This is a genomic window from Rhodobacter sp. Har01, from assembly GCF_020564565.1.
Lineage (GTDB): Bacteria > Pseudomonadota > Alphaproteobacteria > Rhodobacterales > Rhodobacteraceae > Pseudogemmobacter.
Window position 1 is genome coordinate 66,137 of sequence record NZ_JAJCTD010000005.1, and the last position, 22,406, is coordinate 88,542.

The 22,406-nt window shown below is 68.7% G+C and carries 21 protein-coding genes and 1 pseudogene; 5 read left to right on the forward strand and 17 right to left on the reverse strand.

From position 1 onward, the window contains the following. Positions 1-64 precede the first annotated feature (64 nt). Genes LHP98_RS13135 through LHP98_RS13145 form a run of 3 tightly spaced genes read right to left on the reverse strand, consistent with a single transcriptional unit; the run spans position 65 to position 3,035 of the window. Positions 65-739, reverse strand: a complete 675-nt coding sequence (locus LHP98_RS13135; protein WP_227252997.1) for an ABC transporter ATP-binding protein — start codon at positions 737-739, stop codon at positions 65-67. Next, a complete protein-coding gene (locus tag LHP98_RS13140; RefSeq protein WP_227252998.1) occupies positions 736-1,938 on the reverse strand; it encodes an ABC transporter permease in 1,203 nt (400 codons plus the stop codon). Before LHP98_RS13140 ends, LHP98_RS13135 begins: the two co-directional genes overlap by 4 nt. Beyond that, positions 1,938-3,035, reverse strand: coding sequence for an efflux RND transporter periplasmic adaptor subunit (locus tag LHP98_RS13145; RefSeq protein WP_227252999.1), 1,098 nt, complete (start codon positions 3,033-3,035; stop codon positions 1,938-1,940). Before LHP98_RS13145 ends, LHP98_RS13140 begins: the two co-directional genes overlap by 1 nt. A gap of 193 nt (positions 3,036-3,228) precedes the next feature. Between LHP98_RS13145 and LHP98_RS13150 the strand changes: the two genes are divergently transcribed. Together LHP98_RS13150 and LHP98_RS13155 are read left to right on the forward strand one after the other, a co-directional pair. Continuing rightward, positions 3,229-3,534 carry a hypothetical protein gene (locus tag LHP98_RS13150; RefSeq protein WP_227253000.1) on the forward strand — a complete coding sequence of 102 codons (306 nt, stop codon included), beginning with the start codon at positions 3,229-3,231 and terminating at the stop codon, positions 3,532-3,534. Positions 3,535-3,578: 44 nt separating this feature from the next. Next, positions 3,579-3,896 carry a hypothetical protein gene (locus LHP98_RS13155; protein WP_227253001.1) on the forward strand — a complete coding sequence of 106 codons (318 nt, stop codon included), beginning with the start codon at positions 3,579-3,581 and terminating at the stop codon, positions 3,894-3,896. A 97-nt stretch (positions 3,897-3,993) separates the two neighbouring features. Here the strand turns inward: LHP98_RS13155 and LHP98_RS13160 are convergent. The 8 genes and pseudogenes from LHP98_RS13160 to LHP98_RS13195 all read right to left on the reverse strand — a co-directional run. Further along, positions 3,994-4,499 (reverse strand): annotated as a pseudogene (locus LHP98_RS13160) (transposase); the annotation flags it as partial. A gap of 212 nt (positions 4,500-4,711) precedes the next feature. Further along, positions 4,712-6,214: a M81 family metallopeptidase gene (locus LHP98_RS13165; RefSeq protein WP_227253002.1), complete on the reverse strand. Its 1,503-nt coding sequence runs from the start codon at positions 6,212-6,214 to the stop codon at positions 4,712-4,714. 11 nt (positions 6,215-6,225) lie between these two features. Next, positions 6,226-7,173 carry an ABC transporter ATP-binding protein gene (locus LHP98_RS13170; protein WP_227253003.1) on the reverse strand — a complete coding sequence of 316 codons (948 nt, stop codon included), beginning with the start codon at positions 7,171-7,173 and terminating at the stop codon, positions 6,226-6,228. Then, positions 7,170-8,135 (reverse strand): ABC transporter ATP-binding protein, encoded by a 966-nt coding sequence (locus tag LHP98_RS13175; RefSeq protein ID WP_227253004.1) that lies wholly within the window; start codon positions 8,133-8,135, stop codon positions 7,170-7,172. Before LHP98_RS13175 ends, LHP98_RS13170 begins: the two co-directional genes overlap by 4 nt. After that, positions 8,132-8,992, reverse strand: coding sequence for an ABC transporter permease (locus tag LHP98_RS13180; RefSeq protein ID WP_227253005.1), 861 nt, complete (start codon positions 8,990-8,992; stop codon positions 8,132-8,134). The genes LHP98_RS13175 and LHP98_RS13180 overlap by 4 nt, the downstream gene beginning before the upstream one ends. Then, entirely contained in the window at positions 8,989-9,915 is a 927-nt protein-coding gene (locus LHP98_RS13185) for an ABC transporter permease (protein WP_227253006.1), read from the reverse strand. The genes LHP98_RS13180 and LHP98_RS13185 overlap by 4 nt, the downstream gene beginning before the upstream one ends. A gap of 22 nt (positions 9,916-9,937) precedes the next feature. Beyond that, on the reverse strand, positions 9,938-11,524 hold the full coding sequence (locus tag LHP98_RS13190) for an ABC transporter substrate-binding protein (protein ID WP_227253007.1): 1,587 nt from the start codon (positions 11,522-11,524) through the stop codon (positions 9,938-9,940). Positions 11,525-11,560: 36 nt separating this feature from the next. After that, a complete protein-coding gene (locus tag LHP98_RS13195) occupies positions 11,561-12,490 on the reverse strand; it encodes a MurR/RpiR family transcriptional regulator (protein WP_227253008.1) in 930 nt (309 codons plus the stop codon). Positions 12,491-12,601: 111 nt separating this feature from the next. Here LHP98_RS13195 and menC point away from each other — a divergent pair, with 111 nt between their 5' ends. Beyond that, positions 12,602-13,720: an o-succinylbenzoate synthase gene (menC, locus tag LHP98_RS13200; RefSeq protein ID WP_227253009.1), complete on the forward strand. Its 1,119-nt coding sequence runs from the start codon at positions 12,602-12,604 to the stop codon at positions 13,718-13,720. Next, entirely contained in the window at positions 13,717-14,439 is a 723-nt protein-coding gene (locus tag LHP98_RS13205) for a GNAT family N-acetyltransferase (protein WP_227253010.1), read from the forward strand. Before menC ends, LHP98_RS13205 begins: the two co-directional genes overlap by 4 nt. Positions 14,440-14,826: 387 nt before the next feature. Here LHP98_RS13205 and LHP98_RS13210 read toward each other — a convergent pair whose 3' ends face one another. Continuing rightward, positions 14,827-15,357, reverse strand: a complete 531-nt coding sequence (locus tag LHP98_RS13210) for a hypothetical protein (protein ID WP_227253011.1) — start codon at positions 15,355-15,357, stop codon at positions 14,827-14,829. A 271-nt stretch (positions 15,358-15,628) separates the two neighbouring features. On the opposite strand from LHP98_RS13210, the gene LHP98_RS13215 reads away from it, so the two are divergent. Then, entirely contained in the window at positions 15,629-16,501 is an 873-nt protein-coding gene (locus LHP98_RS13215; RefSeq protein WP_227253012.1) for a LysR substrate-binding domain-containing protein, read from the forward strand. On the opposite strand, the gene LHP98_RS13220 is transcribed toward LHP98_RS13215, so the two are convergent. The 5 genes from LHP98_RS13220 to LHP98_RS13240 all read right to left on the reverse strand — a co-directional run bounded on the left by LHP98_RS13220 (position 16,467) and on the right by LHP98_RS13240 (position 22,361). After that, positions 16,467-17,714, reverse strand: coding sequence for an aminotransferase class III-fold pyridoxal phosphate-dependent enzyme (locus LHP98_RS13220; protein WP_227253013.1), 1,248 nt, complete (start codon positions 17,712-17,714; stop codon positions 16,467-16,469). The two genes, LHP98_RS13215 and LHP98_RS13220, sit on opposite strands and share 35 nt — an antisense overlap. Beyond that, on the reverse strand, positions 17,714-19,003 hold the full coding sequence (locus LHP98_RS13225) for a TRAP transporter large permease (protein WP_227253014.1): 1,290 nt from the start codon (positions 19,001-19,003) through the stop codon (positions 17,714-17,716). Before LHP98_RS13225 ends, LHP98_RS13220 begins: the two co-directional genes overlap by 1 nt. Then, entirely contained in the window at positions 19,000-19,494 is a 495-nt protein-coding gene (locus LHP98_RS13230; protein ID WP_227253015.1) for a TRAP transporter small permease, read from the reverse strand. Before LHP98_RS13230 ends, LHP98_RS13225 begins: the two co-directional genes overlap by 4 nt. A gap of 67 nt (positions 19,495-19,561) precedes the next feature. After that, positions 19,562-20,536 (reverse strand): TRAP transporter substrate-binding protein, encoded by a 975-nt coding sequence (locus LHP98_RS13235; RefSeq protein WP_227253016.1) that lies wholly within the window; start codon positions 20,534-20,536, stop codon positions 19,562-19,564. A 271-nt stretch (positions 20,537-20,807) separates the two neighbouring features. Beyond that, the gene (locus LHP98_RS13240; protein ID WP_227253017.1) at positions 20,808-22,361 is read right to left on the reverse strand and encodes a gamma-glutamyltransferase; all 1,554 of its coding nucleotides are present in this window, start codon (positions 22,359-22,361) and stop codon (positions 20,808-20,810) included. Between the last annotated feature and the right edge of the window lie 45 nt (positions 22,362-22,406).

The following is a 22,406-nucleotide window of genomic DNA, read 5'->3' on the forward strand; positions in this document are numbered from 1 at the left end:
CACGGTCCTGTGGCTGATGCTGGACGGCCCCGCCCGCCTTTGATCCCTCAGGGCGGGCGGTGTGCTATCCGCTGACCACTCCGTCGCCCACCACGATCTGGCGCGCGCAGGTGGCGGCGATCTTCTCGTCGTGGGTCGAGATCAGGAAGGTGGTGCCTTCCTCGCGGTTGATCTGGCCGATCAGCTCCATCACCTGCAACGCCGAGGCGCGGTCGAGGTTGCCGGTGGGTTCGTCGGCCAGCACCAGTTCGGGCGCGTTCATCAGCGCGCGCGCCACCGCCACGCGCTGCTTCTGCCCACCCGACAGGTTTGCCGAGGGGAAGTCGATCCGCTCGGCCAGGCCCATCCGGGTGAGCAGGTCGGCACCGCGGCTGCGGGCGGCGGCGGTTTCGCGGCCCTCGCGGATGGCGGCGGGGAAGACCACGTTTTCCAGCGCGGTGAAGTCGGGCAGCAGGTTGTGGAACTGGAACACGAACCCGATGTGCAGGTTGCGGAAGGTGGTCAGCGCGGCATCGCTGGCGGTGGTCAGGTCCACCCCCAGCATGTCATGCCCGCCCGAGGTAGGGTGCATCAGCGTGCCGAGGATGGTGAGCAGCGTGCTTTTGCCCGACCCGGACGGCCCCAGCAGCGCCGCCATCTGGCCCTTCTCCAGCGTCAGGTCCAGGCCGCGCAGCACCCGCGTCTCGGTGTCGCCGCTGCCGAAGGTCTTGACCAGGTTGGTGACGGTCAGCAGGCTCATTGCCCGATCGCCGTGACCGGGTCGACCCGCGCCGCCGACCGTGCCGGCAGGATCGAGGCCAGTATCGCCCCGATCACCGTCAGGGTGATGGCCAGTCCATAGGCGCCCTGGGTGATGTCCATCGGCAAGGTGCCCGAACGGAACGCATCGCGCGGCGGAAAGGGCAGCAGCGCCAGATAGCCCACGCCGGCACCCAGCAGGCCGCCCATCACCCCGATCAGCGCCCCCTGGGTGACGAAAACCCCGACCACGAACAGTCGCGACGCCCCCATCGCCCGCATGATGCCGATCTCTGGCCGGCGGCGGTAGGTGGACAACAGCAGCGCCGAGGCGACGCCGATGACGATGGTGATCATGGCAAAGGTTTTCAGGAAATAGCCGGTCTGCGCCTGGGCGTTCAGCGCCTCGAGCAGCTGCGCGCCATTCACCGTCCAGGATTCCGCCGGCAGCCCGGTCAGCGCTTCGATCCGGGGCGCGACCGCGTCGGCGGCATACAGGTCGTGCAGCTTGATCTCGATCCGGCTGACGCCCTGCGGCATGGCAAACAGCGTCCGCGCGGTGGACAGGCTGACATAGGCCATCCGCCGGTCCGGCCCGCCCTGGCCGATCTGGTAGAGCCCGGTCACCGTCAGCGTGGCGTCGATGCCGTCCTGCGATTGCAGCACCACCGACTGGCCCAGCTCAAGCCCCAGCTCCAGCGCCAGCGCCCGGCCCAGAAGGATGACGCCCGAGCGAAGCTGTGCGTCGCCTTCGACCATGTAGCCCGCCAGGTTCAGGATCGCCGACTCGCGCCCCGGTTCCAGCCCGACGACCGAGACCTGCGCCACCCGCGTGCCGCGGCGCAGGAGACCCGCCCCGGTGATCTGCGGCGACACCGCAAGCACCTCGGGCATCACCTCGATCAGCGGCATCAGGTTCAGCGCCTCGCGCAGTTCGGCCGCGTCGGAACTGGCGTCGTGCGCCAACAGGACCAGGCCGGGAAAGGTGGCGATCTGGCCGGGGTCCTCGGCCTGGGCCTCGATGGTGACATGGGACATGTCGCCTGCGGTGCGCGACATGATGAACTCGGCCAGGCCGCCGATCAGGGCCGACATGAAGATGAAGAGGAAAACCCCCACCGCCACGCCGACGACCAGCAGCGCCGTCTGTGCCTTGGAGGCGGTCAGGTAGCGGCTGGCGATCTTGAGCGCGTAGAGCATCAGGGTGCCGTGACGGTAACGGCCATGCCGGTGGTCAGCCCGCTGGCGTCGGTGATCACCCGGTCGCCGGCGGCCAGGCCCTCGGTGACGATCAGCCGGGCGGCCGGCCAGTCGATCACCTTGACCGGGGTCAGCACGGCGCGCCCGGACAGCAGCCGGAAGACCGCGTCGCCCTGCAGCGCGGTGCGCGGCACGGTCAGCGCCTCGCGGCTGTCCACCGTGATGTTGGCGGTGACGGTCAACCCGACCGGCGCGGTCAGCGGCAGATCGAAGCCGATCCTGACCGCCATGCCGCCGGTATCCGGGTCCACCCGGGGCGAGACAAAGCTGACCGTCCCCGCCAGCGGGTCGCGGGTGCCGGCCAGTTGCAGCGCCACGGGCTGCCCCAGGGCGATCTGGGTGGCGTAGGATTCGTCCACATCCGTCTCGACGATCAGCCGGGACAGATCGGCCAGGGTGAACAGGGCTGTCGCCGGATCGACCAGTTGGCCGGGATCGACCGAGCGGGTCATCACCGTGCCGGCGATGGGGGCGCGGACGGTGTAGCGGGCCAACTGGATCTCGGCCTGATCCAGCAGTGCGGTCAGTCGCGCCACCTCCGCGGCGGCGCCGCTCAGGGCCAGCTTTTCGTCTTCCAGTTTGGACCGGGCGACCAGCGCGCCCAGATCGCGGTCGCGGCCATAGACCGCCGAGGCCTGGGCCTGCGAGATCAGGCCCTGTTGCAGCGTCGAATTGGCTTGCCGCACCATGGCCTCCTGCTGGCTGGGGTCGATCCGCGCCAGCACGTCGCCGGCGGCCACCAGATCGCCCTCACCGGCCAGGAATTCCTGCAAGGTGCCGGTGACGGCGGGCCGGATGCGCACCGAATCATGCGCCGCGACCTTGCCGTTCACCGCCATCACCCGAGTCACCGGACCTGGCGCGAGGGTCTCGACCGAAACCTCGGGCGCGGCCGTCGCGGCGGCCTGCCACCAGAACAGCCCCGTTCCCAGCGCGGCCAGCGCCAAGGCGGCAAGGCCCCAGCGCCAGGGATGCGCCGGCAGGGCAAAGGGCGTTGCGGCCCGGGGCGGCGGGTGAAGCGGGGCGGTCGCGGTCATGCCTCAGACTAGCAGCCCCAGCCGCCGCTTCGCTGACCGATGTTAGTGCGCCCCGCTTCGCTTTCGCTCAAGGTGGCCGCATCCCGCCCGCATCCTCTTGCGATCGGGTCCCCCGGCAGATCCCTCCGGCAGCATTGGCCCGTCAAGGCCTGCGACTGGAACCTGCATCCCTACCCTCAGACAGGAGCCGACCATGGCACAAGAAAGCGCGATCCTTCGGACGACCGGAGCCGACTATGACGCCGTGATGGCGCAGATGACGGCGCTGCGCCGCGACCTGGCCGACCTGGCCGGCAGCGTGCAGGCCCTCGCCAGCGGCCGCGGCCATGCCCTGGCCAAGGATGTGTCGGACGGCATGTCCGAGGCCGTCAGCTACATGGGCCGCAAAGGCCACGACGCCGATGCGCGGATCGAAGGCGCCGTGGCGGCAAACCCTTACATCGCGCTGGGGCTGGCGGCCGGGATGGGCGTGCTGCTCGGGGCGTTGACCCGTCGCTAGGCGGTCTGCTGACGGCGCGGCTCCGGCGCGGTCTGGACCGGGGGGTGGCCTCGCTGGCCTGGGTAGCGGTGCTTGCGGCCCTGCTGTCCGCCGGCGCCCTGCTGCTGCTGGCCGCCGCGACCCTGGCCCTGGCGCAGGAGATCGGGCCGATCCTGGCGCTTGCGGCGGTGGGGGCCAGCCTGATCGCCGCGGCCGGGCTGGTGGCGCTTCTGTGGCACCGCAGGGCCGGCCCCGCTTTCGAGCCGGTCTTCCCGCCGGGGCCGCCGCTGCGTCGCGACGTTCTGGCCCAGCTTGCCTTCGTGCTTGGCTTCACCCTGGCCCGAAGGCTGATGCGGCGGTTCGGCGGCGAAGACCCGCGGTGACCGCCCCTGCGCCCTGCCCCCTCACCTGGGCAGGGCGCTTGGCTCTGTTGCACAGATCGGCTGACGGCCAGACTGCCCGTTTCCCCGGACAGACCTGTCCCACGGCCTGTGTGACGGGGATGCCGAGGGCGGTGTGGCCGTTCAGGATATCGCAGGTGCGCGCCACCGGTTCCAGCGAACCTGCGATGAACGCGAACCCGGGACTCCGCGGCCTGACGGTCGAAGTCCCGGGCCATGAGGCGCTCGCCCGGCAGTGTCGCTTCGCGGGCCTTCGGTTCACCCGGTGCATCCTGGTTTCGCCGCGGCGTCTGCGGTGGTAGCCGCTCCGCCTTCGCCAGAGCGCGCGGCAGCCCCTGCCGTGATCGCCTTCCACGGCTTGGCATTCCTGCGGGGCGGGATGACGGCAGCGCCCCTTTCTGCGATGGCGTCGTGGCCGTTTCGAGTTCCGCAGGCGCCGTCGGCCGTGACACTGGCGATGTCCTGATCGGCGGGGATCCGGGCCAATAGTCCGGGCAGCATGGGCGCACCGCCGATGTCGCCGCTGGTGACCTCGACCGCCCTGATCTCCAGTGTTTCCTCATCGGTCCCGAGATGGATCCTGCGCCGCCCAGGCCGGGCCAGGATCAAACCAGACCGTCAGCGACCCGCGGCGCTTGAGCGCCTTGTCATGCACGGGCCAGGTCAGGGTCCTGCAAGCCGGTGTGTTCGGTCTGCTCATCCACCCCAACTCTCACGCCGGATTCAAGCGAGGACTCCCGGACGGGATTGGTGCGACAGGGCCGCCCAGACGGCAAACCCGCGGGCGCAAGTCACGGTCAGAAACCGTCACGCTCCAGCGGCCAGACCGGGCGGCGGACTCGGCGGTATGGTCTGAGGTGGGCCTGCGGGGTTGCCAAGGCGCCGCTATCGCAGACGATGACACCGGCCGAAACCGGTTCAAAGGCGGCGCGGAAATGCTGCATCGACTTGACGACCAGAAAGCGCAGCCGGGCAGGTTCAATGCCGAAGGTCCGAACCTGCTGCAGGTCAAGCATCTGGTCGGGGATCGTGACCACAAGGACGTCAATCCCGCCGGTGCGGAAGACGGCGGTCGGGCCGTAGCTGTGGGTGATGCCGCCCAGGATCGGCCCGTCGCCGGTATAGGTGCCGTCCGAGAGGTGCATCACGGTGCCGATCAGTTGCAGCGGACCGCCGCCGAGCGTCGGGTCGTTCTTGCCGCCAACTTCAAGCGTGACCGTGTCACCCAGTTTGTGACGGTGCAACTCGGCGGCGGCTTCGGGGTCGATCATCGGGGCAAAGGCACCGCCGGTCGCGCCCGCATCCAGCAGCGCCTTGAGCAGCGCCGTGGCATCGCCATAGGCCCCGGCGCCGGGGTTGTCGGCATAGTCCGCAATCACCAGCGGCCCGGCCGCGGCGTCGAAATCGAGGGCGATGGCAGCGGCGGCCTCCGGCGTGAGAAACCGGTTCGCCACCCGGTCGCGCTGGTTCCAGATCGTGTCGGCAAGGCTTTCGGCGATGGCCCGCGCCCGGTCGGCGGCGCCATCCGCAGCGGCGTCATAGGTGACCAGCACGGTCGGACCCATTTCTTCGATGTCGGCCTCGGAAAAGCCCGCGTTGACCGAAACCGCAAGAATGCCCGGCTCGGCTTCATGCGCGCGGGCGCGGTCGTAGAGTGCCCGCGTGTCCGGCACGTCGGTGCGTCCGGCGTTCGCCTCGTCCAGCATCGGGCGATGGGCGCGCAGGGTGGCTGGCCGCACCGCGCCGTGCATCGCCGGGTGCAACAGCCGGCCGGCATGCAGTCCGGTCAAACGCATGTCGACATGCGGATAGGTCTTGTAAGAGACGAAGATCTGCGCCTTCTCGATCATCGCAGGAGTGGCCATCGCGTGCAGGTCCAGCGTCACCGCGATGGGCAGGTCCGGCCCGACGATGGCGCGCAGGCGGGCCAGCAACTCGCCCTCGCCGTCTTCGCAAAAGGTCGGCACCATCGAGCCGTGCAGGCCCAGGAGAATGCCGTCCAGCGTGTCGCGGTTGGCCTTTGCGGCATCGCAGATCACCCCGGCGATGTGATCGAACGCCTCACGCGACACGCGGGCGCCGGGGTTGGCATGGGCGGTGACGGTGTGAGTCACCCGCCAGCCACCTTCGCGCGCGGCATCCAGAAACCCGGCCAGTTCGCTGTTGACGTCGCCGAAGCGGTCCACCGCCGTCTGGCCATAATCCAGCGTGCCGTCGCGAAACGCCTGCAAGCCGGTTTCGCCCTTGGTGAAGGTGTTGCTTTCGTGAACGAACTCGGCCGTCAGAACGTGAAAGGGCATGGGCAGGGCCTTCAGAGAGGGTGGAAGCAGGCAGTCGGATGGGCGGGGTCGCCGTCCAGCGGTGGGCGTTCGGCAAGGCAGCGGGCATCCGCGCGCGGGCAGCGGTCGGCAAAAGCGCAGCCGGCGGGCAGGGCGAAGGGGCTGGGAATCTCGCCCGCCAGCGGGGCAAGGGTGCGGCGCTGCGCCGGGTCGGGCGAAAAGCTCGAATCCATCAGCGCACGGGTATAGGGGTGGCGCGGCGCGGTGGTCGTGTCGGGCAGCACCTCGACCACGGCGCCCAGATACATCACCACGATCCGGTCGCAGAAATAGCGCACCAGCCCCAGGTCATGGCTGATGAACAGGTAGGTCAGCCCCAGCCGGTCACGCAGGCCCGAAAGAAGTTCGATGATCTGGGCCTGTATAGAGACGTCCAGCGATGCGGTCGGTTCGTCCAGCACCAGGAATTCCGGGTGCAGCGCCAGCGCGCGCGCGATCCCCACCCGTTGCCGCTGCCCGCCCGAAAGCTGGTGCGGATAGCCCGCGGCCGCACTGGCGGGCAGGCCAACGGCCTCCAGCATCTCGGCCACCGCTCCGGGCGGCACCGGGCGGCGCTGCACCACGAAAGGCTCGGTCACCACGTCGGCCACGGTATAGCGCGGGTCAAGCGAGGAATACGGGTCCTGGAACACCATCGCCATCCGGCGACGGGCGGCGCGCAGGTCGGCGGCGCCAAGCGTCGTCAGGTCGGTGCCGTCCAGCAGCACCCGCCCCGAGGTCGGCTCGATCAGCCGCAGCACCAGCCGCGCGAGGGTCGACTTGCCGCAACCGGATTCGCCGACCACCCCCAGCACCTCGCCCTGGCCGACGGCAAGGCTGACGTCGCGCACCGCCCACATGCTGCGCGGCGCTTTGAGGAAACCGCCGCCGGTATCGAACCGGCGCGACAGGCCTTCGACGCGGATCAGGGGCTGGCTCATGGCGCGCCCGGCCCCGGCAGATGGCAGGCAACGCGCCCGTCTTCGCCATAGGCCACCAGGGCCGGCTGCGTCGCGGAGCAGGCGGAAACGGCCTTGGGGCAGCGCGGATGAAAGCGGCAGCCCGAGGGGTAGTTCAGCGCCGTCGGCACCGCGCCGGGAATGCCGTGCAGGGCGCCGCGCGCAGTGTCGTCGCGCGGAATGCACAGGGTCAGGGCGCGGGTATAGGGATGGGCGGGCGCCGCGAAGATCGGGTCGACGGGGCGCTCTTCGGCCAGACGGCCGGCGTACAGCACCGCCACCCGGTCGCAGACCTGCGCCACCACGCCCATGTCATGGGTGATCAGCAGCAGCGCCAGCCCCCGGTCGCGCACCAGCGCGGCGAGGATCTGGATGATCTGGGCCTGCACGGTAACATCCAGCGCGGTCGTCGGCTCATCCGCGATGATCAGGTCCGGCTCGCCCGCCAGCGCCATGGCGATGACGATGCGCTGCTTCATGCCCCCAGACAGCTGATGCGGCCAGGCCTCGGCCACGGCCCCCGCCTCTGGGATGCGAAGCTGGGTCATCAGCTCCAGCGTCCGCGCCCGGGCGGCGGCGGACGACAGCCCCAGATGCAGCCGCGACACCACGTCGATCTGCGCGCCGATCCGCTGCACCGGGTCAAGCGCGGTCATCGGGTTCTGGGTGATGAAACCGATGCGGCGGCCGCGCAGGGCCCGGCGCTGCGCTTCGGTCATCTGCACCATGTCCTGCCCGTCGAACCGGATCGCCCCGGTCGTGACCCGCCCGCCGATCAGCGGCAACAGCCCCATCGCCGCCATCGCCGTCAGCGACTTGCCCGAGCCGCTTTCGCCCACCAGCCCCAGGATCTGCCCGCGGTCCAGCCGCAAGCTGATGCCATCAAGCAACTGCGCGTGAGCGATGGCGACCGACACGCCCTGCAGTTCCAGCAGCGGGCTCATTGCGGCGGCCGCATCCGTGACCGGATGTCCAGCGCGGCGATCAGGGCATCGCCAAACAGGTTGATCGCGATGACCGTGATCGCCACCGCCAGACCGGGGAACAGGATGATCCCGGGCGACTTGAACAGCAGCGCCGAGCCGGCCGACATCATCGAGCCCCAGCTTGGCGTCGGCGGCTGTGCGCCTAGGCCGAAAAAGCCCAGCGTCGCCTCAAGAATGATCGCGTCTCCGGTGGCCAGCATGGCGCTGACCAGCACCGGCGCCAGGGCGTTGGGCAGCAGATGGCGGAACAGGATATGCCCGCTGCCGGCGCCCAGGCTGCGCGCCGCCTCGATGAAGGTCTCGCCCTTCAGCGTCATGATCTGCGCCCGGGTCAGGCGGGTGAACTGCGCGAGGTAGGCCACGCTGATCGCCACCAGCACCCCCGTCGTGCCGGGGCCGATGATGGCAACCAGAATGAGCGCGATCAGGATTTCCGGGAACGACCAGGTCAGGTCGACCACCACGGTCACCAGCCGGTCGAAGCGGCCACCGAAATAGCCGGCGGCGGCGCCCAGCGTCATGCCGCACAGCACCGAGATCAGGATCGCGATGGCGCTGACCGAAAGCGAGGTGCGGGCGCCATACATCAGCCGGGTCAGCAGGTCGCGGCCGAACTCATCCGTCCCCAGCCAATGCGCGGCCGAGGGTGGCTGGTAGGCCTCCTTCAGGGTCTGGATGTCGTATTCATAGGGAGACAGCAGCGGCGCGAAGATGGCCGCCGCGATCACCAGCAGCAGCCAGGCTCCGGCCAGCGCGCCAACCGGCCGGCGAAAGGCCCGCAGCACGGCGGGCGCAGGGCGTGCGGCGGCGGTCATGCCAGCGCCGCCCGGACACGCGGGTCCATTGCGGCTTGCAACAGGTCACCCAGCAGGGTGCCGATCATCACCGCCATGGCCAGCATCAACAGGCTGGCCTGCACCACCGGATAATCGTGCTGCGCCAGCGCCTTGATCAGCAGCGTCCCCAGCCCCGGCCGGGCAAACACCACCTCGACCGTGACCGCCCCGCCCAGGATCCAGCCGATCCGCAGCGCCAGGATCGTCACCACCGGAATAAGCGCGTGCCGCAAGACATGCCGCAACTGGATGCGCAGCGGCGACAGGCCCTTGGCGTGCAGCAGGGTGACGAAATCCTTTTGCGCGACCTCGATCATGGAAACCCGGGTGATCCGCGTCACCAGCGCGGTGCCGCCCAGACCGATGGTCAGCACCGGCAGCACCAGCGACGACCACCCCCGCGCGCCCGAAACCGGGAACCATCCCAGCCAGACGGAAAACGCCAGCATCATCATCAGCCCCAGCCAGAAGCTGGGCATGGTCGACCCCACCAGAACCCCGCCCATGATGGCGCGATCCGGCCAGCGGTCGCGGTTCAGCGCCGCGATCACCCCCAGGGTGATGCCGACGATCGACGAAAACGCCAGCGCCAGCCCGCCCAGGGCCAGCGAATGCGGCAGGGCCTGGCCGATCAGGTCGATCACCGGGCGGCGGGCCACGATGGCGGTGCCCAGGTCGCCCGTCAGCACATTGCCCAGCCAGATCAGGTATTGCACCGGCAGGGGCTTATCCAGGCCATAGCGCGCCTCGATCTCGGCCCGCGCAGTGGGGGACGACCCGACCTTCAACAGGTTGTCGATCGGGTCGCCCGGAATGAAATGCAGGATCAGGAAGATGATGACCGAGACCGCAAGGAACACCGGCACCAGCATCAGGCTACGTCTGATGGCATAGGCAAGCATCCTGCGGCCCCGGTCCCGGCTGTTATTCCTTCACTTCCATGTCGATGAAGGCGACCGACCCGAACGACGGCGCGTTCAGCGGGCTGGGCAGCACCAGCCGCTCGGTGTTGTAGCCGATGCTGGTAACCGGCTGGTAGATCGGCGCCATCGGGAACTGGGTCAGCACGTATTCATGATAGGCGGTGAAGTTCGCCACCCGCTCGGACATGTTCTTCGCCCCGGCCATCGCCGCCGTGCGCAGTTCCTCGGCCTTGGGGTCGTTGAACATCGACACGTTCGGATAGCCCAGCCGGTCGCCGCCAAAGAACCAGTCGACGATGTCGGCGTTGTCCCAGTTGTAGGACCGCACCGCCAGTTGCTGCTCGCCGGTCTTGTACTGGTCGCGGATCATCGAGCTGTCGAAGGTGGTGATCTCGGCCTCGATTCCCACCGCCTTCAGCTGGGCCTGCACCACTTCGGTCAGCCGGCGGAAGATGCTGTCTCCTTGCGTCCAGAGCGTGACCTTCAGCGGCTGGCCGTCCTTGACCCGCACGCCGTCGGGGCCCATCGCCCAGCCGGCCTCGTCCAGGGCCGCCGCGGCGCGCGCCGGGTCATACTTGATCTTCGCGCTGTCCGAGACCTGGCTTTCCGGCAGGGCCGAAATCAGGAAGGTGTCGGCCACGCTGCCCACCCCACCAAAGACCGAGGCCAGGATTTCATCTTGATTGATGGCCTTAGCGGCCGCCTCGCGCACCAGGATGTCGTCGAAGGGTGCCTTGGTCACGTTGATCGGCATGTACCAGACATCCTGCCCCGGCAGGGTCAGCACGGCCAGGTTCGCCTCGGCCGTGATCTCTCCCAGCAGGTCGGACGGCACCGACAGCAGCATGTCCACGCCGCCGGTCTTCAGTTCCAGGAAGGCCGTCGAATCCTCGGCAATCTCGCGGAAGGTCAGCTTTGCCACCTTGGGCGCGCCCTTGTTGGCGGCCACGGCGGGCCCCCAGGCATAGGCGTCATTGCGCACCAGCACGGTTTCCTGGCCGATGGCAAAGCTTTCCAGCTTGAACGGGCCGGTGCCATAGACCTCGGTCACGCCATAGTCGTCGCCCAGCGCGGCATAGGACTTCGGCTCGACCACGCTCATGAAGGTGGAGGACAGGTTGTACAGCAGGTTCGGCTCGGGGCGCGACATGACGAACTTGACGGTAGCGTCATCCACCACCTCGACCGAGGCGATGGCCTCGACCATGTAGGTGTTGTCGCCCTCGGTCGCCTTGAACAGCTCGATCCAGGCTTTCACGGTGGCAGCGTTGAACGGCTCGCCGTTGTGGAAGGTGACGCCCGGCTTCAGGTGAAACACCCAAGCCATGCCGTCGGGCGCCTCTTCCCAGCTTTCGGCCAGCCAGGGCTGGTAGGAAAGGTCGGCACCCTGGCTGACCATGCGGTCGAAGATCAGTGCGGTGGCGGTGTTCAGCATCGTCGCCTTGATCGGGTTGTAGGTCGTCGCCCCCACCTCGTTGGTGGGGAAGACGATGGTCGCCTCTTGCGCCCGAGCTGCACCTTGTGCGGCCAGCAGGGCGGCCAGGCTGACGCTGGCTGCCAGCAGGGTCTTGCGGAACATCTTGGTCATTTCGGTGGTCCTCCGTGTTGGATTTCGTTTCTTGATTCACTCGCCGCGCAGTCCGCGACCGCCGCCGGTGTGGCCGATGAAGTCGCCGTACAGGGCCGAGACACGGGCCATCCGCGCCTCGACCCCCGCACCCAGTTCCTTGAACACGCCGTTCACCATCAGCCCGATCAGCGACGACATGGCCGAGGTGGTGTCCCAGAAGTGGTTGAGGTCGGTCTGCACCGCAAAGGCCTCGGTCACCGACCCTTGGGCCCAGTCGCAGAAGGGATCGGTGATCAGCGTGACCGGGATGCCCTCGTCGCGCGCCGCCAACGCCAGGTCGCGGGTCAGCCGCGAATAGCGGCGGCCGTCGATCAGCACCAGCGTGGTCTCGGCCGGGTCCGCCAGCAGGATCTCGGCGAAATGCCCGTCCGACGCATCGGCCAGATGTACGCCGCCGCGCAGGTATTGCAGGTTGTGCACCAGTCCCGCCGCGTGGCCGCGTTCGGTCTGGAAGCCAGCCACAAAGACCGCAGGCCGATGTGCCAGCCGCTTCACCGCCCGGTCGAAGGCCGGCCCGGCGGCCAGTTCATAGACCCCCACTAGCGCCGCAATCTCGCGCTCCAGCGCTTGGGCCAACTCGCGCTCGCCGTCCCGGCTGCGGCGGTGGAAATCCTGCAGCCGGTCGCCGATCAGCCAGGCCCGGTCGCCCAGATCGGCCTGCAGGCTGCCCTTCAGGTCCTTCAGGTGACGGTAGCCGATGGCCCGGCAGAACCGCCCGACCGATGCCTCGGACACCCCCACCTTTTGCGCCACCATCGCCGCGGTCTCGAACGGCAGCGTGCTGAGGTTGGTCAGAAGGTAGCTGGCAATGGTCCGCTCGGCCGGGGTGCCGTCGCGTGCCGCCTGCGACAGGCGCTGCCGCAGGTCGCCCGCCTGTCGGTCAAGCACCGCATCCGTTTGGGCTGGCTCGTCCAGCTGGACCACTCCGCACTCTCCCGCAGGTCTTCGGAAAAGACTGTCAGGATTCTTTCAATGCGTCAATCTTGCAAGAAAACTGAAATGTGCCTAGCCTGAGGCAAAGCCAAGAGGCCCGCCATGACCCAAGCACCCCTGCGCATCGAGGCGGCCGAGTTGCGGCTGGTCCGCCTGCCGCTGCTGACGCCGTTCACCATCGCCACCGGCACGATGACAGAAAAGCTGTTCCCGCTGCTGACGCTGCGCGCCGACGGGATCGAAGGCTGCGCCGAAGGGGTGATGGACCCGCTGCCCGACTATCTGGAAGAAACCACCGCCGGCGCGATGGCCTTCCTGCGCGACGCGCTGCTGCCGCAGGTGCTGGGGAAAGCCTTCGCCAACCCCGCCGAGTTGAACGCGCGGCTTGCGCCATGGCGCGGCAACCAGATGGCGCGGGCGACGGTCGAGATGGCGTTCTGGGATCTTTGGGCAAAGTCGCTGAATCTGCCCTTGCAGAGCCTTCTGGGCGGCTTTGGCGATGCCATCGACGTGGGTGTCTCGCTGGGCATCGGGCCAATTCCGGGCACGCTGGACCGGGTCGCCGCGCATGTCGCGCAGGGCTACAAGCGGATCAAGCTGAAGATCATGCCGGGCCATGACCTGGCCCTTCTGCAAGCCGTGCGCGCCGCCTTCCCAGACGTGCACCTGACGGTCGACGCCAACAGCGCCTACACGTTGGCCGATACGGCCCTGCTGCAACGCCTGGACGGCTTTGCCCTGGATTACATCGAGCAGCCGCTGGCCTGGGACGACATCCACGACCACGCCACCCTGCAGGCCCGGATGGCCACGCCGATCTGCCTGGACGAAAGCATCCGCACCGTCGAACACGCCCGCAAGGCCCTGCAAACCGACGCCGGGCGGGTGATCAACATCAAGGTCGGCCGGGTGGGTGGCTATCACACCGCACTTCGCATCCATGACCTTTGCGCCGCCTTCTCGGTGCCGGTCTGGTGCGGCGGCATGCTGGAATCGGGCATCGGCCGGGCGCACAACATCCACCTGTCCACCCTGCCGAACTTTACCAGACCCGGCGACACCTCATCCTCAAGCCGCTACTTCGCCCGCGACATCATCGAGCAACGGCTTGAGGCGACGACAGGCCGGATGCCGGTGCCGCAAGGCCCCGGAATCGGCGTGACGCTGGACCGGGATTTCCTGAAAAGCGTCACCGTGTCTGCGGAAAGCCTCTCCGCATGACCGCAGCGGTTGAGTTTCGCGATCTCTCGGGCATGGCCGAATTCCGCGCCGCCGAAGACCTGCAACGCGCCGTCTGGGGTGAAGGCGATCTGCCCGATCCGGCCGATCTGATGATGGTGATCCAGGCCGAAGGCGGGCTGGTCGGCGGGGCCTTCGTCGACGGCCGCCTTGCGGGCTATGTCTTCGGCTTTCCCACCCGCGAGCCGCAAGTGCAGCACTCGCATCGGCTTGCCGTGCTGTCCGAGGCGCGCGGCCTGTATCTTGGCGTGCAGTTGAAGCTCTACCAACGCCGCTGGTGCCTGGACCGAGGCATCTTGCGCGTCCGCTGGACCTTCGATCCCCTGCGCCTGGTCAATGCCACGCTGAACATTCACCGTCTTGGCGCCCAGTCGAACACTTATCTCGAGGATTATTACGGCGAGATGGCGGGCATCAATAGCGGCCTCACCTCGGACCGGCTGCTGGTTGAATGGGATCTGGCTTCGCCGGCGGTCGCGGCCCTGGCCAGGAGCGAATCCCGCCCCGCCTTCCCGGTCACTGCGGTGGACGTGGCCTTGCCGGAGGATTTGGGCTTGCTGACCCGGACCGACCCTCGGGCCGCCAGCGCACTGCGGTTGCGCCTTCGCGACCAACTGACCCGGGCCTTTGCCCAAGGGAAGAGGATCGTCGACTTCGACCGGGCTGCGCGGCGATATCTTCTCGCCGGCGACGGGCCGTAGCTGGGACAGCTGCTGCCTTGCCGGGTGGATGGCACCGGCAGAGGCGGCCGGAGGGCCAGGATCGTTGCCCAATCCCGGCCCTTCATTTCGTCGCGGGTGTTGCTCGGCGCAGAGCGGCTGTAGCTTGCTCCTGGCCTGCGGCAACAGGATTGTGAAACGGGTGCGTCTTGGCGGCCGTTCATCCGCAGCCTGCGGCTGTGTGGAGGCTTCGCAGTCTGGTGAGATTGGGTCAGCCCTTCGGCCCTGGGACCTCGACCCGAGTGGTTTCCGGCTGCAATTGCGCCGCCATGCGCGTCAGCCGCAACAGGTGGTTGGACGCGATGTATGAGGCATGGAACCGGGTCGGCGCCAAGGGGCGCAGGGTGTTGTCCTCTGCCGCCGTCTTGGTCAGGGCCGCGAACCAGGCGCGATGGAGATTTGGATCATCACGGAAGAGCAGCGCCCGGATCTGCAGCCGAAGGTTGGGTCACCCGACGGGGCAAGTAACCTGATGATGCTGTCGGCCGGCGCAGGCCTGATCTTCGTATCGCCGGTCATGCGCACCTCGAAATCACTGCCGAGGTTGGCCCAGGCCGCGCGAGTCTGGGCCATGATGGTGCCGAGGTCCAGACCGTGCACGGCCACCCTGCCCTGCGCGGGAGGCCTGCGCAGCGATATCCAGCCCAACTCGCGCATTCGCGCCATCTCGCGCTTGACGCTGCGTTCTTCCAAGGACCAGAGGCGGGCGATTTCGGCCTGACCAACGGCAAGTTCATCGGTGGCCAGCGCTGCCTGGCGGACGATCGGGCCTAGCTCCACAAACGCGGCATCCCGGAGTCGTTTTTCAGGCCCTTCAAGTCCGAGCTGTCCTGGCCCGTCGACGGGCAGGTCCGGGCAGACGCGGAAACCGCCGTATTCAGATGCATCGATGGGGTCCATTACCTGTCGGGCAGCATTCATCGCGCGACTTCCAGAGCCCAGTTGCTTTCGCGCGAAGGGCCAAGGAAGGGGCCCAAGCGCCTTTCTGGAAAGCCGGCAACTCCGGCCGGCCACACACTGGTTCCGACATCATGGTCGACCTGGTCTGTATTTCGGCAGCTTCCCGGACGGTGACCCCGGCACCGGCGCGGGCCTTCCACCCGCGACCTGAAGGATGACTCGGCCGTGCCTGTCAGGCTATCCTCACGCGCGGCAGACAAGGACCACTCGCATGGCTCGTCTCGACATCGACACCCTCGCCGCGTTCGTCTCGATCGTCGACACCGGCAGCTTCACCCTTGCCGGCCACCGCGTCGGCAAGAGCCAGGCCGCCGTATCGGCCGCCATCGTGCGGCTGGAAGAACGGGTCGGCCATCGCTTGCTTAACCGCACCGCCCGCACCCTGTCGCTGACCGCCGAAGGAGAGCTTTTGTGCGGCTATGCCCGCCGCCTGCTGGCGCTGGAGCAGGACGCCATCGCCGCGATGGGGGGTGTGCCGGGCACCGGCCGGGTGCGGCTGGGCATGCCCGATGACTACATCGGGCTGTTCGGGGTCAGCGTCATGGAACACTTTTCGATGCGCCACAAGGACGTGGCCGTCGAGGTGGTCTGCGAATTCTCGCATGATCTTGAACCCATGGTGCAGAACGGCGAGATCGACCTTGCCATCGTGACCCGCCGCGCCGGCGACACCCACGGAGAACTGCTGAAGCGCGAAAGGCAGCACTGGTGCGCCGCGGTGAACGCCTTTCCCGAACGGCAAGAGGAATTGCCGCTGGCGCTGTTCCCAGAGAATTGCCGGGCACGGCCACGCATCCTAAAGGCCCTGAACAACGCAGGCCGGCGCTGGCGGGTGGTCTGGGTCTCGTCGCACCTGCAATCGGTGCAGTCGGCGGTCATGCTGGGCTTTGGCGTCACCGCCCTGCCGCAGTCAGCCTTGACCTTCGAGCACCGGGTGCTGACCGAAGCCGACGGCCTGCCGCCGCTGCCGGAACTGGAACTTGTGCTGATCCAGTCGCCCGGGATTGGCGTTGCCGGGCGGCGGCTGGCGCATTTCCTGCGCGCGGAATTCAGCGCCGGGCCGGAGGTCGCGGCAGCTTCATAGCCGCCTTGCGGACCGCATCGGCCATCGCGCCGATCACCGCGTCGTCATGGGCAAAGCCCAGGAACCAGCGGCCAAAGGCGCCCGGCATGGTCATCACGCCCTCATCCCGCAACGCCAGGTGCAGCGCCAGAGTGCGGTCGGGCCGGGCCGCGGCTGCGGCCTCTTCGTAGCTGCGCGGCGGGTCGGCGGCGAACCAGGGGGTGAAAACCATCCCCAGGCCCAGGGTGGTCGCCGTGATCCCGCGCGCCACCAGTGCCTCGACCAGATGGCCGCGCATCCGGTCGCCACGGGCGGCCAGGGCGGCGTAGTCCTGCACCGCCAACCGGGCAAGCGTCGCAACGACCGCCGCGGTCGCCAGCGGATTGCCGGCATAGGTGCCGGCCCGCACCGCGCGCCCGTCTGCCGCCGCGGCCATCACGTCGGGACGGCCGATCACCGCCGCCACGGCGTACCCGTTGCCGATGGCCTTGCCCAGCGTGGCCAGGTCCGGCTGCAGGCCAAGGCCCTGCGACATCAGGCCAAAGCGGCCGCGGAAGCCGCTCAGCACCTCGTCCGCAATGACCAGAGCACCGTGTTTCCGGGCCAGCGTTTGCACCGCGGCCAGCCAGGCCGGGTCGGCCGGGATGCAGCCGGCGTTGGCCAGGAGCGGCTCGAGAATGATCGCGGCGATGTCGTCACTGTCGTCAAACAGTTGTTGCAGGTCGGCCGGGTCGTTGAACCGCGTCAACACCGTGCCGTGGCGACGCGGCCGTGGCGCGTTGCCGATCAGCGCCTCGGGCGCGCCGGCATTGCCAAAGGCCATCGGGTCGAACCAGCCGTCGAAGCCGCCGGCAACCTTGGCGATGGTCCCGCGCCCGGTCACGGCGCGGGCGACGCGGCACGCCAGATGCACCGCCTCGCTGCCGGAACTGGTGAAGACCGCCTGCGACAGCGCCACGCAGGGGGCGCAAAGGGCCGCAGCCGCCGCCTCTTCTCTGGCATGGGCAAAGGCCGGCATCGAGCCGCGGCGGATCGCCCCGATGACCGCCGCATCCACCTCTGGATCGGCATGCCCCAGCAGCGTGGCGCCAAAGCCGAGTGCCGTGTCGACATAGCGGCGCCCGTCCGCTGCGTGCAGATAGGGCCCCTCGGCCCGGGTCACCAGGAAGGCTGCCCCGCCCATCTCGGGCACCGCTCGGCCCGCACTGGAGATTCCGCCCAGAAGGTGTGGCATCAGTTGTTCCCCAGCATGTGCGGCAACCATTCGGACAGGCCGGGAAACAGCACCAGCAGCACCAGCACAAGCGCGCTGGCCGCCCAGAACGGCACCAACTCGCGCGAGACGGCGCCGATGTCGACCCGGCCGACGTTGCAGACCACGAACAGGTTGGTTCCCACCGGCGGCGTGTAGAGTCCGATCCCCAGCGCCACGGTGAACAGCACGCCAACCTGGAACGGCGCCAACCCCGCATCCCCCAGAACCGGCGCCAGGATCGGGGCCAGCACGATCATCGCCGGGCCGAGGTCCATGAAGGCGCCCACGACCAGCAGGACGCCCAGAACCAGCGCCACCGTTGCCAAAGGCCCGGCCCCGACATGCTCGATCAGCGCGGTGGTCATCTGCGGCACCTGCTCGACCGTCAGGATCCAGGCGAAGGGAGTCGCCAGCGCCATGATCAGCATCACCGCCCCGGTGCCGCTGACGGTTTCCACCAACGCCGCCCGAAATTCGACCAGCGTCAGTTCTCGGTAGACAAGGATCCCCGCGGCCAGGGCATAGACCACCGACAAGGCAGCAGCCTCGGTCGCAGTGGCGAAGCCGGACAGGATCGTCCCCAGCACGAAGGCGGGCATGCCCAGGGCTGGCAGCGCCACCACCAGGTCGCGGCGGAAATCACCCCAGGACCGGGTGTTCGGCACGCCGGCATAGCCGCGCTTGCGGGACACCAGCCAGGTGGTCAGCATGAACAGCACCGCGATTGCCACCCCCGGCAGCACCCCCGCCAGGAACAGCCCGCCGATCGAGGTATCGGTCAGCACGCCATACAGGATGAAGACCACGCTGGGCGGCACGATGATGCCCAGCGTGCCCGAGGCCGCGGTGATCGCCGCCGCGAAGGCGCGCGGATAGCCGTGCTCGGCCATCGCCGGGATCATCAGCTTGGCCACCGCACTGGTGTCGGCGGTGGCCGAGCCGCTGATGCCGCCATAGACGAAGGCGGTGGCGATGTTGACGAAGCCCAGGCCGCCGGTGAAGCGGCCGAACAGGAACTCGGCCACGCTGATCAGCCGGCGGGTCAGGCCGCCGCGGTTCATCAGCTCGCCGCTGAACAGGAACAGCGGGATGGCGGCAAGATACAGCGAATCCGCGCCGCGGATCACCTGCTGCGCCATCCAGGGCTGCGGCATGTCCAGTGGGCCGAAGGTCAGAGCGGCCAGGCTGGCCAGGCCCATGGCCCAGAGGATCGGCAGGCCCGCCAGCAGCGTCACCGCGAAGGCCAGCGCCAGGATCAGGATCGTCATCGCCCGGCACCCTGACGCAGAAGGGCCACCAGCCGCGCCAGGGTGATGACCAGAACCCCCAGGGTGAAGCCGACCAGCGGCAGGCTTTGCACCAGCCGCGGCAGCCGCAGCACTGGCGTCGGCGCCAGGCCGGTCTTTTGTGCGAAGGCCAGCCCGCTGAACAGCAGCGCTCCGGCCAGCCACAGCACTGCGAGCCCGCCCAGGATCGCCAGGACCTGCGCCGCGCGCCCGTGCAACCGGTCGGTCACCAGCGTCAGCGCCACGTTCTCGCGGTTCAGTTCGGCCAGGATCACGCCGAAGAAGCTGACCCAGAGAAACGAGATCGCCGCGACCTCGAAGGTCCATTCCACGCCACGCAGGCCCAGGTAGCGGGCGGCGATGCCCAGGAGGATGGCCAGGATCATCACCGCAAAGGACAGGACGGCCACGCCGGTGGCCAGCCAGCGCAATCCGTTCAGGACCAGCGGATCGGGTGGGGTGGGAAGGGGCATCTTCGAGGGTCCAGTCATGCAACGGCCCTGCCGGGGCGACCGGCAGGGCGGGATCGGTTGCCTTGACTCAGCCGCCCGCGGCCGCGGCAACGACCTTGGCCACGTAGTCGGCACCCCACTCCTTGCCGAACTGCTCGTAGACCGGACCGACCATCGCCTTGAACGGCGCCTGATCGACGGTGTTGACCGTCACCCCCGCGGCCGCCAGGTCGGACAGCACCTTGTCATAGGTGGCGGCCAGCTCGCCGCGATACCAGGTGGTGGTCTCGGCCGCCGCCGCGTCGATGGCGGCGCGTCCGGCCTCATCCAGGCCGTCATAGCGGGCGGCATTGATGAACCAGTAGTTCGGCGTCCAGACATAGTTCGACACCGACAGGTACTTGGTCACCTCGTACCATTTCTGGTCCTGGAAATCGCGCATCTCGGGTTCCACCCCGTCGACCACGCCGGATTGCAGCGAGGTGTAGACCTCGCCGAACGGGATCGACTGCGCCAGCGCCCCCAGGGCGTTCATGGTGGCCAGCAGCACCGGGTTCGGCGGCGTGCGGACCTTGACCCCGGCCAGATCGGCCGGCGTGGTCACCGGGCCCTTGGTCAGCGCGAACTGGCGGAAGCCGGAATCCAGCGCCCCCAGCATGTGGAATCCGTTGTCTCCGCCGGTGGCAAAGACCTCTTGGCCCACCGGGCCGTCCAGGAAGGCATGCACCGCGTCCAGGTCCTTGAACAGGAACGGCAAGGTGACGACGTTCAGCCGCGGGTCGATGGCATCGGCCACGCCGCCCAGCCCGATGTCGATCGACCCGGCGCCCACGCCGTCGGCGATCGCCGCCTCGTCGCCCAACTGGCCCTCGGGGAAGATCTGCACCTCGAGCGCCCCGCCGCTCTTTTCAGCCACCTTCTGGGCGAACATCTCGGCCGCCTTCTGGATCAGGCTGCCCGAAGAGGATTCATGCGCGAGACGAAGGGTTTCGGCGTCGGCAGCAGCGGCCATCAGCGCAAGCACCGAGGCGGCCAGAGCGGACGAGAGGGAAGGAAGTCTCATGGGGATGTCCTCGCTGTTGGTTTGGTCTTGTGCCGTCAGTAAAGCCGGCCAGCCCCTTAGGTCGCAAACACGCAGCGCGGCCTTGGCAATCCAAATTTCTGATCCGTCCATCACCTTTCCTGATCGAACCGGTCGCCGGACGGATTCTGCACGCCCATTTCGCACACCAGGTCCGGCGGGCCGTGCGGTGCGGAAGTGGGCACGCAAACGCCCGAAGTCTGGCCAGTGGCCCGTGAAACCGAGCGGTTCGGGTCACATTGCGGCCCGGACCTTACGGGCGGCCCGGTTCCGCCGCGCCCCCATCTGGCAGGCAAGGATCATTCAGCCCGGCAAAGCCGCCATCGGACTGCCGGGCCACGCCGGAGGGGCAGGCGTAGAGCTTCGGCATCACCACGTTGCCCGAAATCTCAAGGCGGTATCGGCTGGAAAGTTCATCCAGCACCGCTGCTCCCAGCCGCGGGTCGGCGCGCAGGCTGCCGCGGTGGCTGGCGTCGAGGCGCGGAGAGTGGAAGGCGTCCTCCAGCGACAGGCCGAAGTCCAGCATCAGCGCGGCGATTTGTGAAACGCAAGGCATGATCAGGTCGCCGCCCGAGGCGCCGAGGGCGAATTCGGCCCGCCCGTCGCGGACCGCCACGGTGGGCACCATGTTGGACGAGTTGATCCGCTTGCCGCCGGCCATCGAGGTGCGCAGCCCGGGGCGCGGGTCGAAGTAGCTGACGCCGTTGTTCATCGCCATGCCCAGGCCGGGCAGGGTGATCCCGGCGCCGAAATGGTCGAGGAGCGTGTAGGTCAGCGCCACCATGTTTCCCTCGGCGTCGGCCGCCGACAGCGACGAGGTGGAACTGCCAACCTCCGTGAGGGTGCCGTTGCGCTGGCGGTGGGCCCGCCAGGCCGCTTCCAGCGCGTCGGCATAGACCAGCCAGCTTTCGGCATCGGGGGCAGGGCCGGGGTGGGGCAGGTGGGCCTCGACATGGGCCAGGAAGTCCTTCAGGCGCAGGCCACCGCTTTGCTCGCCCGGCGTGCAAAGCGTCACGCCGCGGTGACTGGCCTGCAAAGGGGCGTGGTCTTCCACCCGGTAGGCCGCCAGGTCGTCCAGCGTCATCCGGTTGCCCTGCGCGGCCAGCGCCGCCACCAGGTCGCGCCCCAGCGCGCCGCGGTAGAAGCCTTCGGCCCCGGTCTCGGCCAGCCGCCGCAGGGTCTGCGCCAGGCCCGGAATGTGCAGCGGCGCGCCAGGCGGCAAGGGCGCTCCGCCGGGCAGGTAGATCGCCGAGGAGACCGGGTCGCGGGCCAGCACCGGCATTTCCGATGCGATCATCAGGGTGGTGTACCAGCTTGCCGGAATGCCGGTTTCAGCCAGCCGGATCGCCGGCTCCAGCGCTTCTGCCAGGCCAAGGCGGCCATGGCGCCGCAGCGCGTGGTCGAACCCAGCCACCGCGCCCGGCACGGTGACGGCGCGCGCGCCTTGGGTGTTGGCGAAATCCTTCACCGCCGGAAACCCCATCGAGGTGACGGGCAGATCCGGGTCGATGGGGTAGTCCTCGGCCCGCAGCGCCTGCGGCAGCACGCCCTGGAAATCCAGCGCCACCGCGCGGGCCTCGCGCGCCAGCCAGATCACCATGAAGCCGCTGCCGCCCAGCCCGCACATCCAGGGTTCCACCGCGGCCAGCGCCAGCGCCGCCGCCACCGCCGCGTCCACCGCGTTGCCGCCACGGGCCAGCATCGTGGCCCCCGCCTGTGCCGCCGCGATGTGCTGCGCGGCAACCATTCCGGCCTGGCCGGTGACGGCCGGCTTGCGCGTGATCCACTGGTCGGCTGCCGTCGCCATGCCTGCACCCCTTTTGCCAAGCCGCTTGTCAGGTCGTCCGATTCG

Excerpts from the sequence above, each read along its gene's own strand:
- LHP98_RS13135 (WP_227252997.1), bottom strand. The coding sequence starts at position 739 with ATGAGCCTGCTGACCGTCACCAACCTGGTCAAGACCTTCGGCAGCGGC.
- LHP98_RS13140 (WP_227252998.1), bottom strand. The coding sequence starts at position 1,938 with ATGCTCTACGCGCTCAAGATCGCCAGCCGCTACCTGACCGCCTCCAAG.
- LHP98_RS13145 (WP_227252999.1), bottom strand. The coding sequence starts at position 3,035 with ATGACCGCGACCGCCCCGCTTCACCCGCCGCCCCGGGCCGCAACGCCC.
- LHP98_RS13150 (WP_227253000.1), top strand. The coding sequence starts at position 3,229 with ATGGCACAAGAAAGCGCGATCCTTCGGACGACCGGAGCCGACTATGAC.
- LHP98_RS13165 (WP_227253002.1), bottom strand. The coding sequence starts at position 6,214 with ATGCCCTTTCACGTTCTGACGGCCGAGTTCGTTCACGAAAGCAACACC.
- LHP98_RS13170 (WP_227253003.1), bottom strand. The coding sequence starts at position 7,173 with ATGAGCCAGCCCCTGATCCGCGTCGAAGGCCTGTCGCGCCGGTTCGAT.
- LHP98_RS13175 (WP_227253004.1), bottom strand. The coding sequence starts at position 8,135 with ATGAGCCCGCTGCTGGAACTGCAGGGCGTGTCGGTCGCCATCGCTCAC.
- LHP98_RS13180 (WP_227253005.1), bottom strand. The coding sequence starts at position 8,992 with ATGACCGCCGCCGCACGCCCTGCGCCCGCCGTGCTGCGGGCCTTTCGC.
- LHP98_RS13185 (WP_227253006.1), bottom strand. The coding sequence starts at position 9,915 with ATGCTTGCCTATGCCATCAGACGTAGCCTGATGCTGGTGCCGGTGTTC.
- LHP98_RS13190 (WP_227253007.1), bottom strand. The coding sequence starts at position 11,524 with ATGACCAAGATGTTCCGCAAGACCCTGCTGGCAGCCAGCGTCAGCCTG.
- menC (WP_227253009.1), top strand. The coding sequence starts at position 12,602 with ATGACCCAAGCACCCCTGCGCATCGAGGCGGCCGAGTTGCGGCTGGTC.
- LHP98_RS13205 (WP_227253010.1), top strand. The coding sequence starts at position 13,717 with ATGACCGCAGCGGTTGAGTTTCGCGATCTCTCGGGCATGGCCGAATTC.
- LHP98_RS13210 (WP_227253011.1), bottom strand. The coding sequence starts at position 15,357 with ATGGACCCCATCGATGCATCTGAATACGGCGGTTTCCGCGTCTGCCCG.
- LHP98_RS13215 (WP_227253012.1), top strand. The coding sequence starts at position 15,629 with ATGGCTCGTCTCGACATCGACACCCTCGCCGCGTTCGTCTCGATCGTC.
- LHP98_RS13220 (WP_227253013.1), bottom strand. The coding sequence starts at position 17,714 with ATGCCACACCTTCTGGGCGGAATCTCCAGTGCGGGCCGAGCGGTGCCC.
- LHP98_RS13225 (WP_227253014.1), bottom strand. The coding sequence starts at position 19,003 with ATGACGATCCTGATCCTGGCGCTGGCCTTCGCGGTGACGCTGCTGGCG.
- LHP98_RS13230 (WP_227253015.1), bottom strand. The coding sequence starts at position 19,494 with ATGCCCCTTCCCACCCCACCCGATCCGCTGGTCCTGAACGGATTGCGC.
- LHP98_RS13235 (WP_227253016.1), bottom strand. The coding sequence starts at position 20,536 with ATGAGACTTCCTTCCCTCTCGTCCGCTCTGGCCGCCTCGGTGCTTGCG.
- LHP98_RS13240 (WP_227253017.1), bottom strand. The coding sequence starts at position 22,361 with ATGGCGACGGCAGCCGACCAGTGGATCACGCGCAAGCCGGCCGTCACC.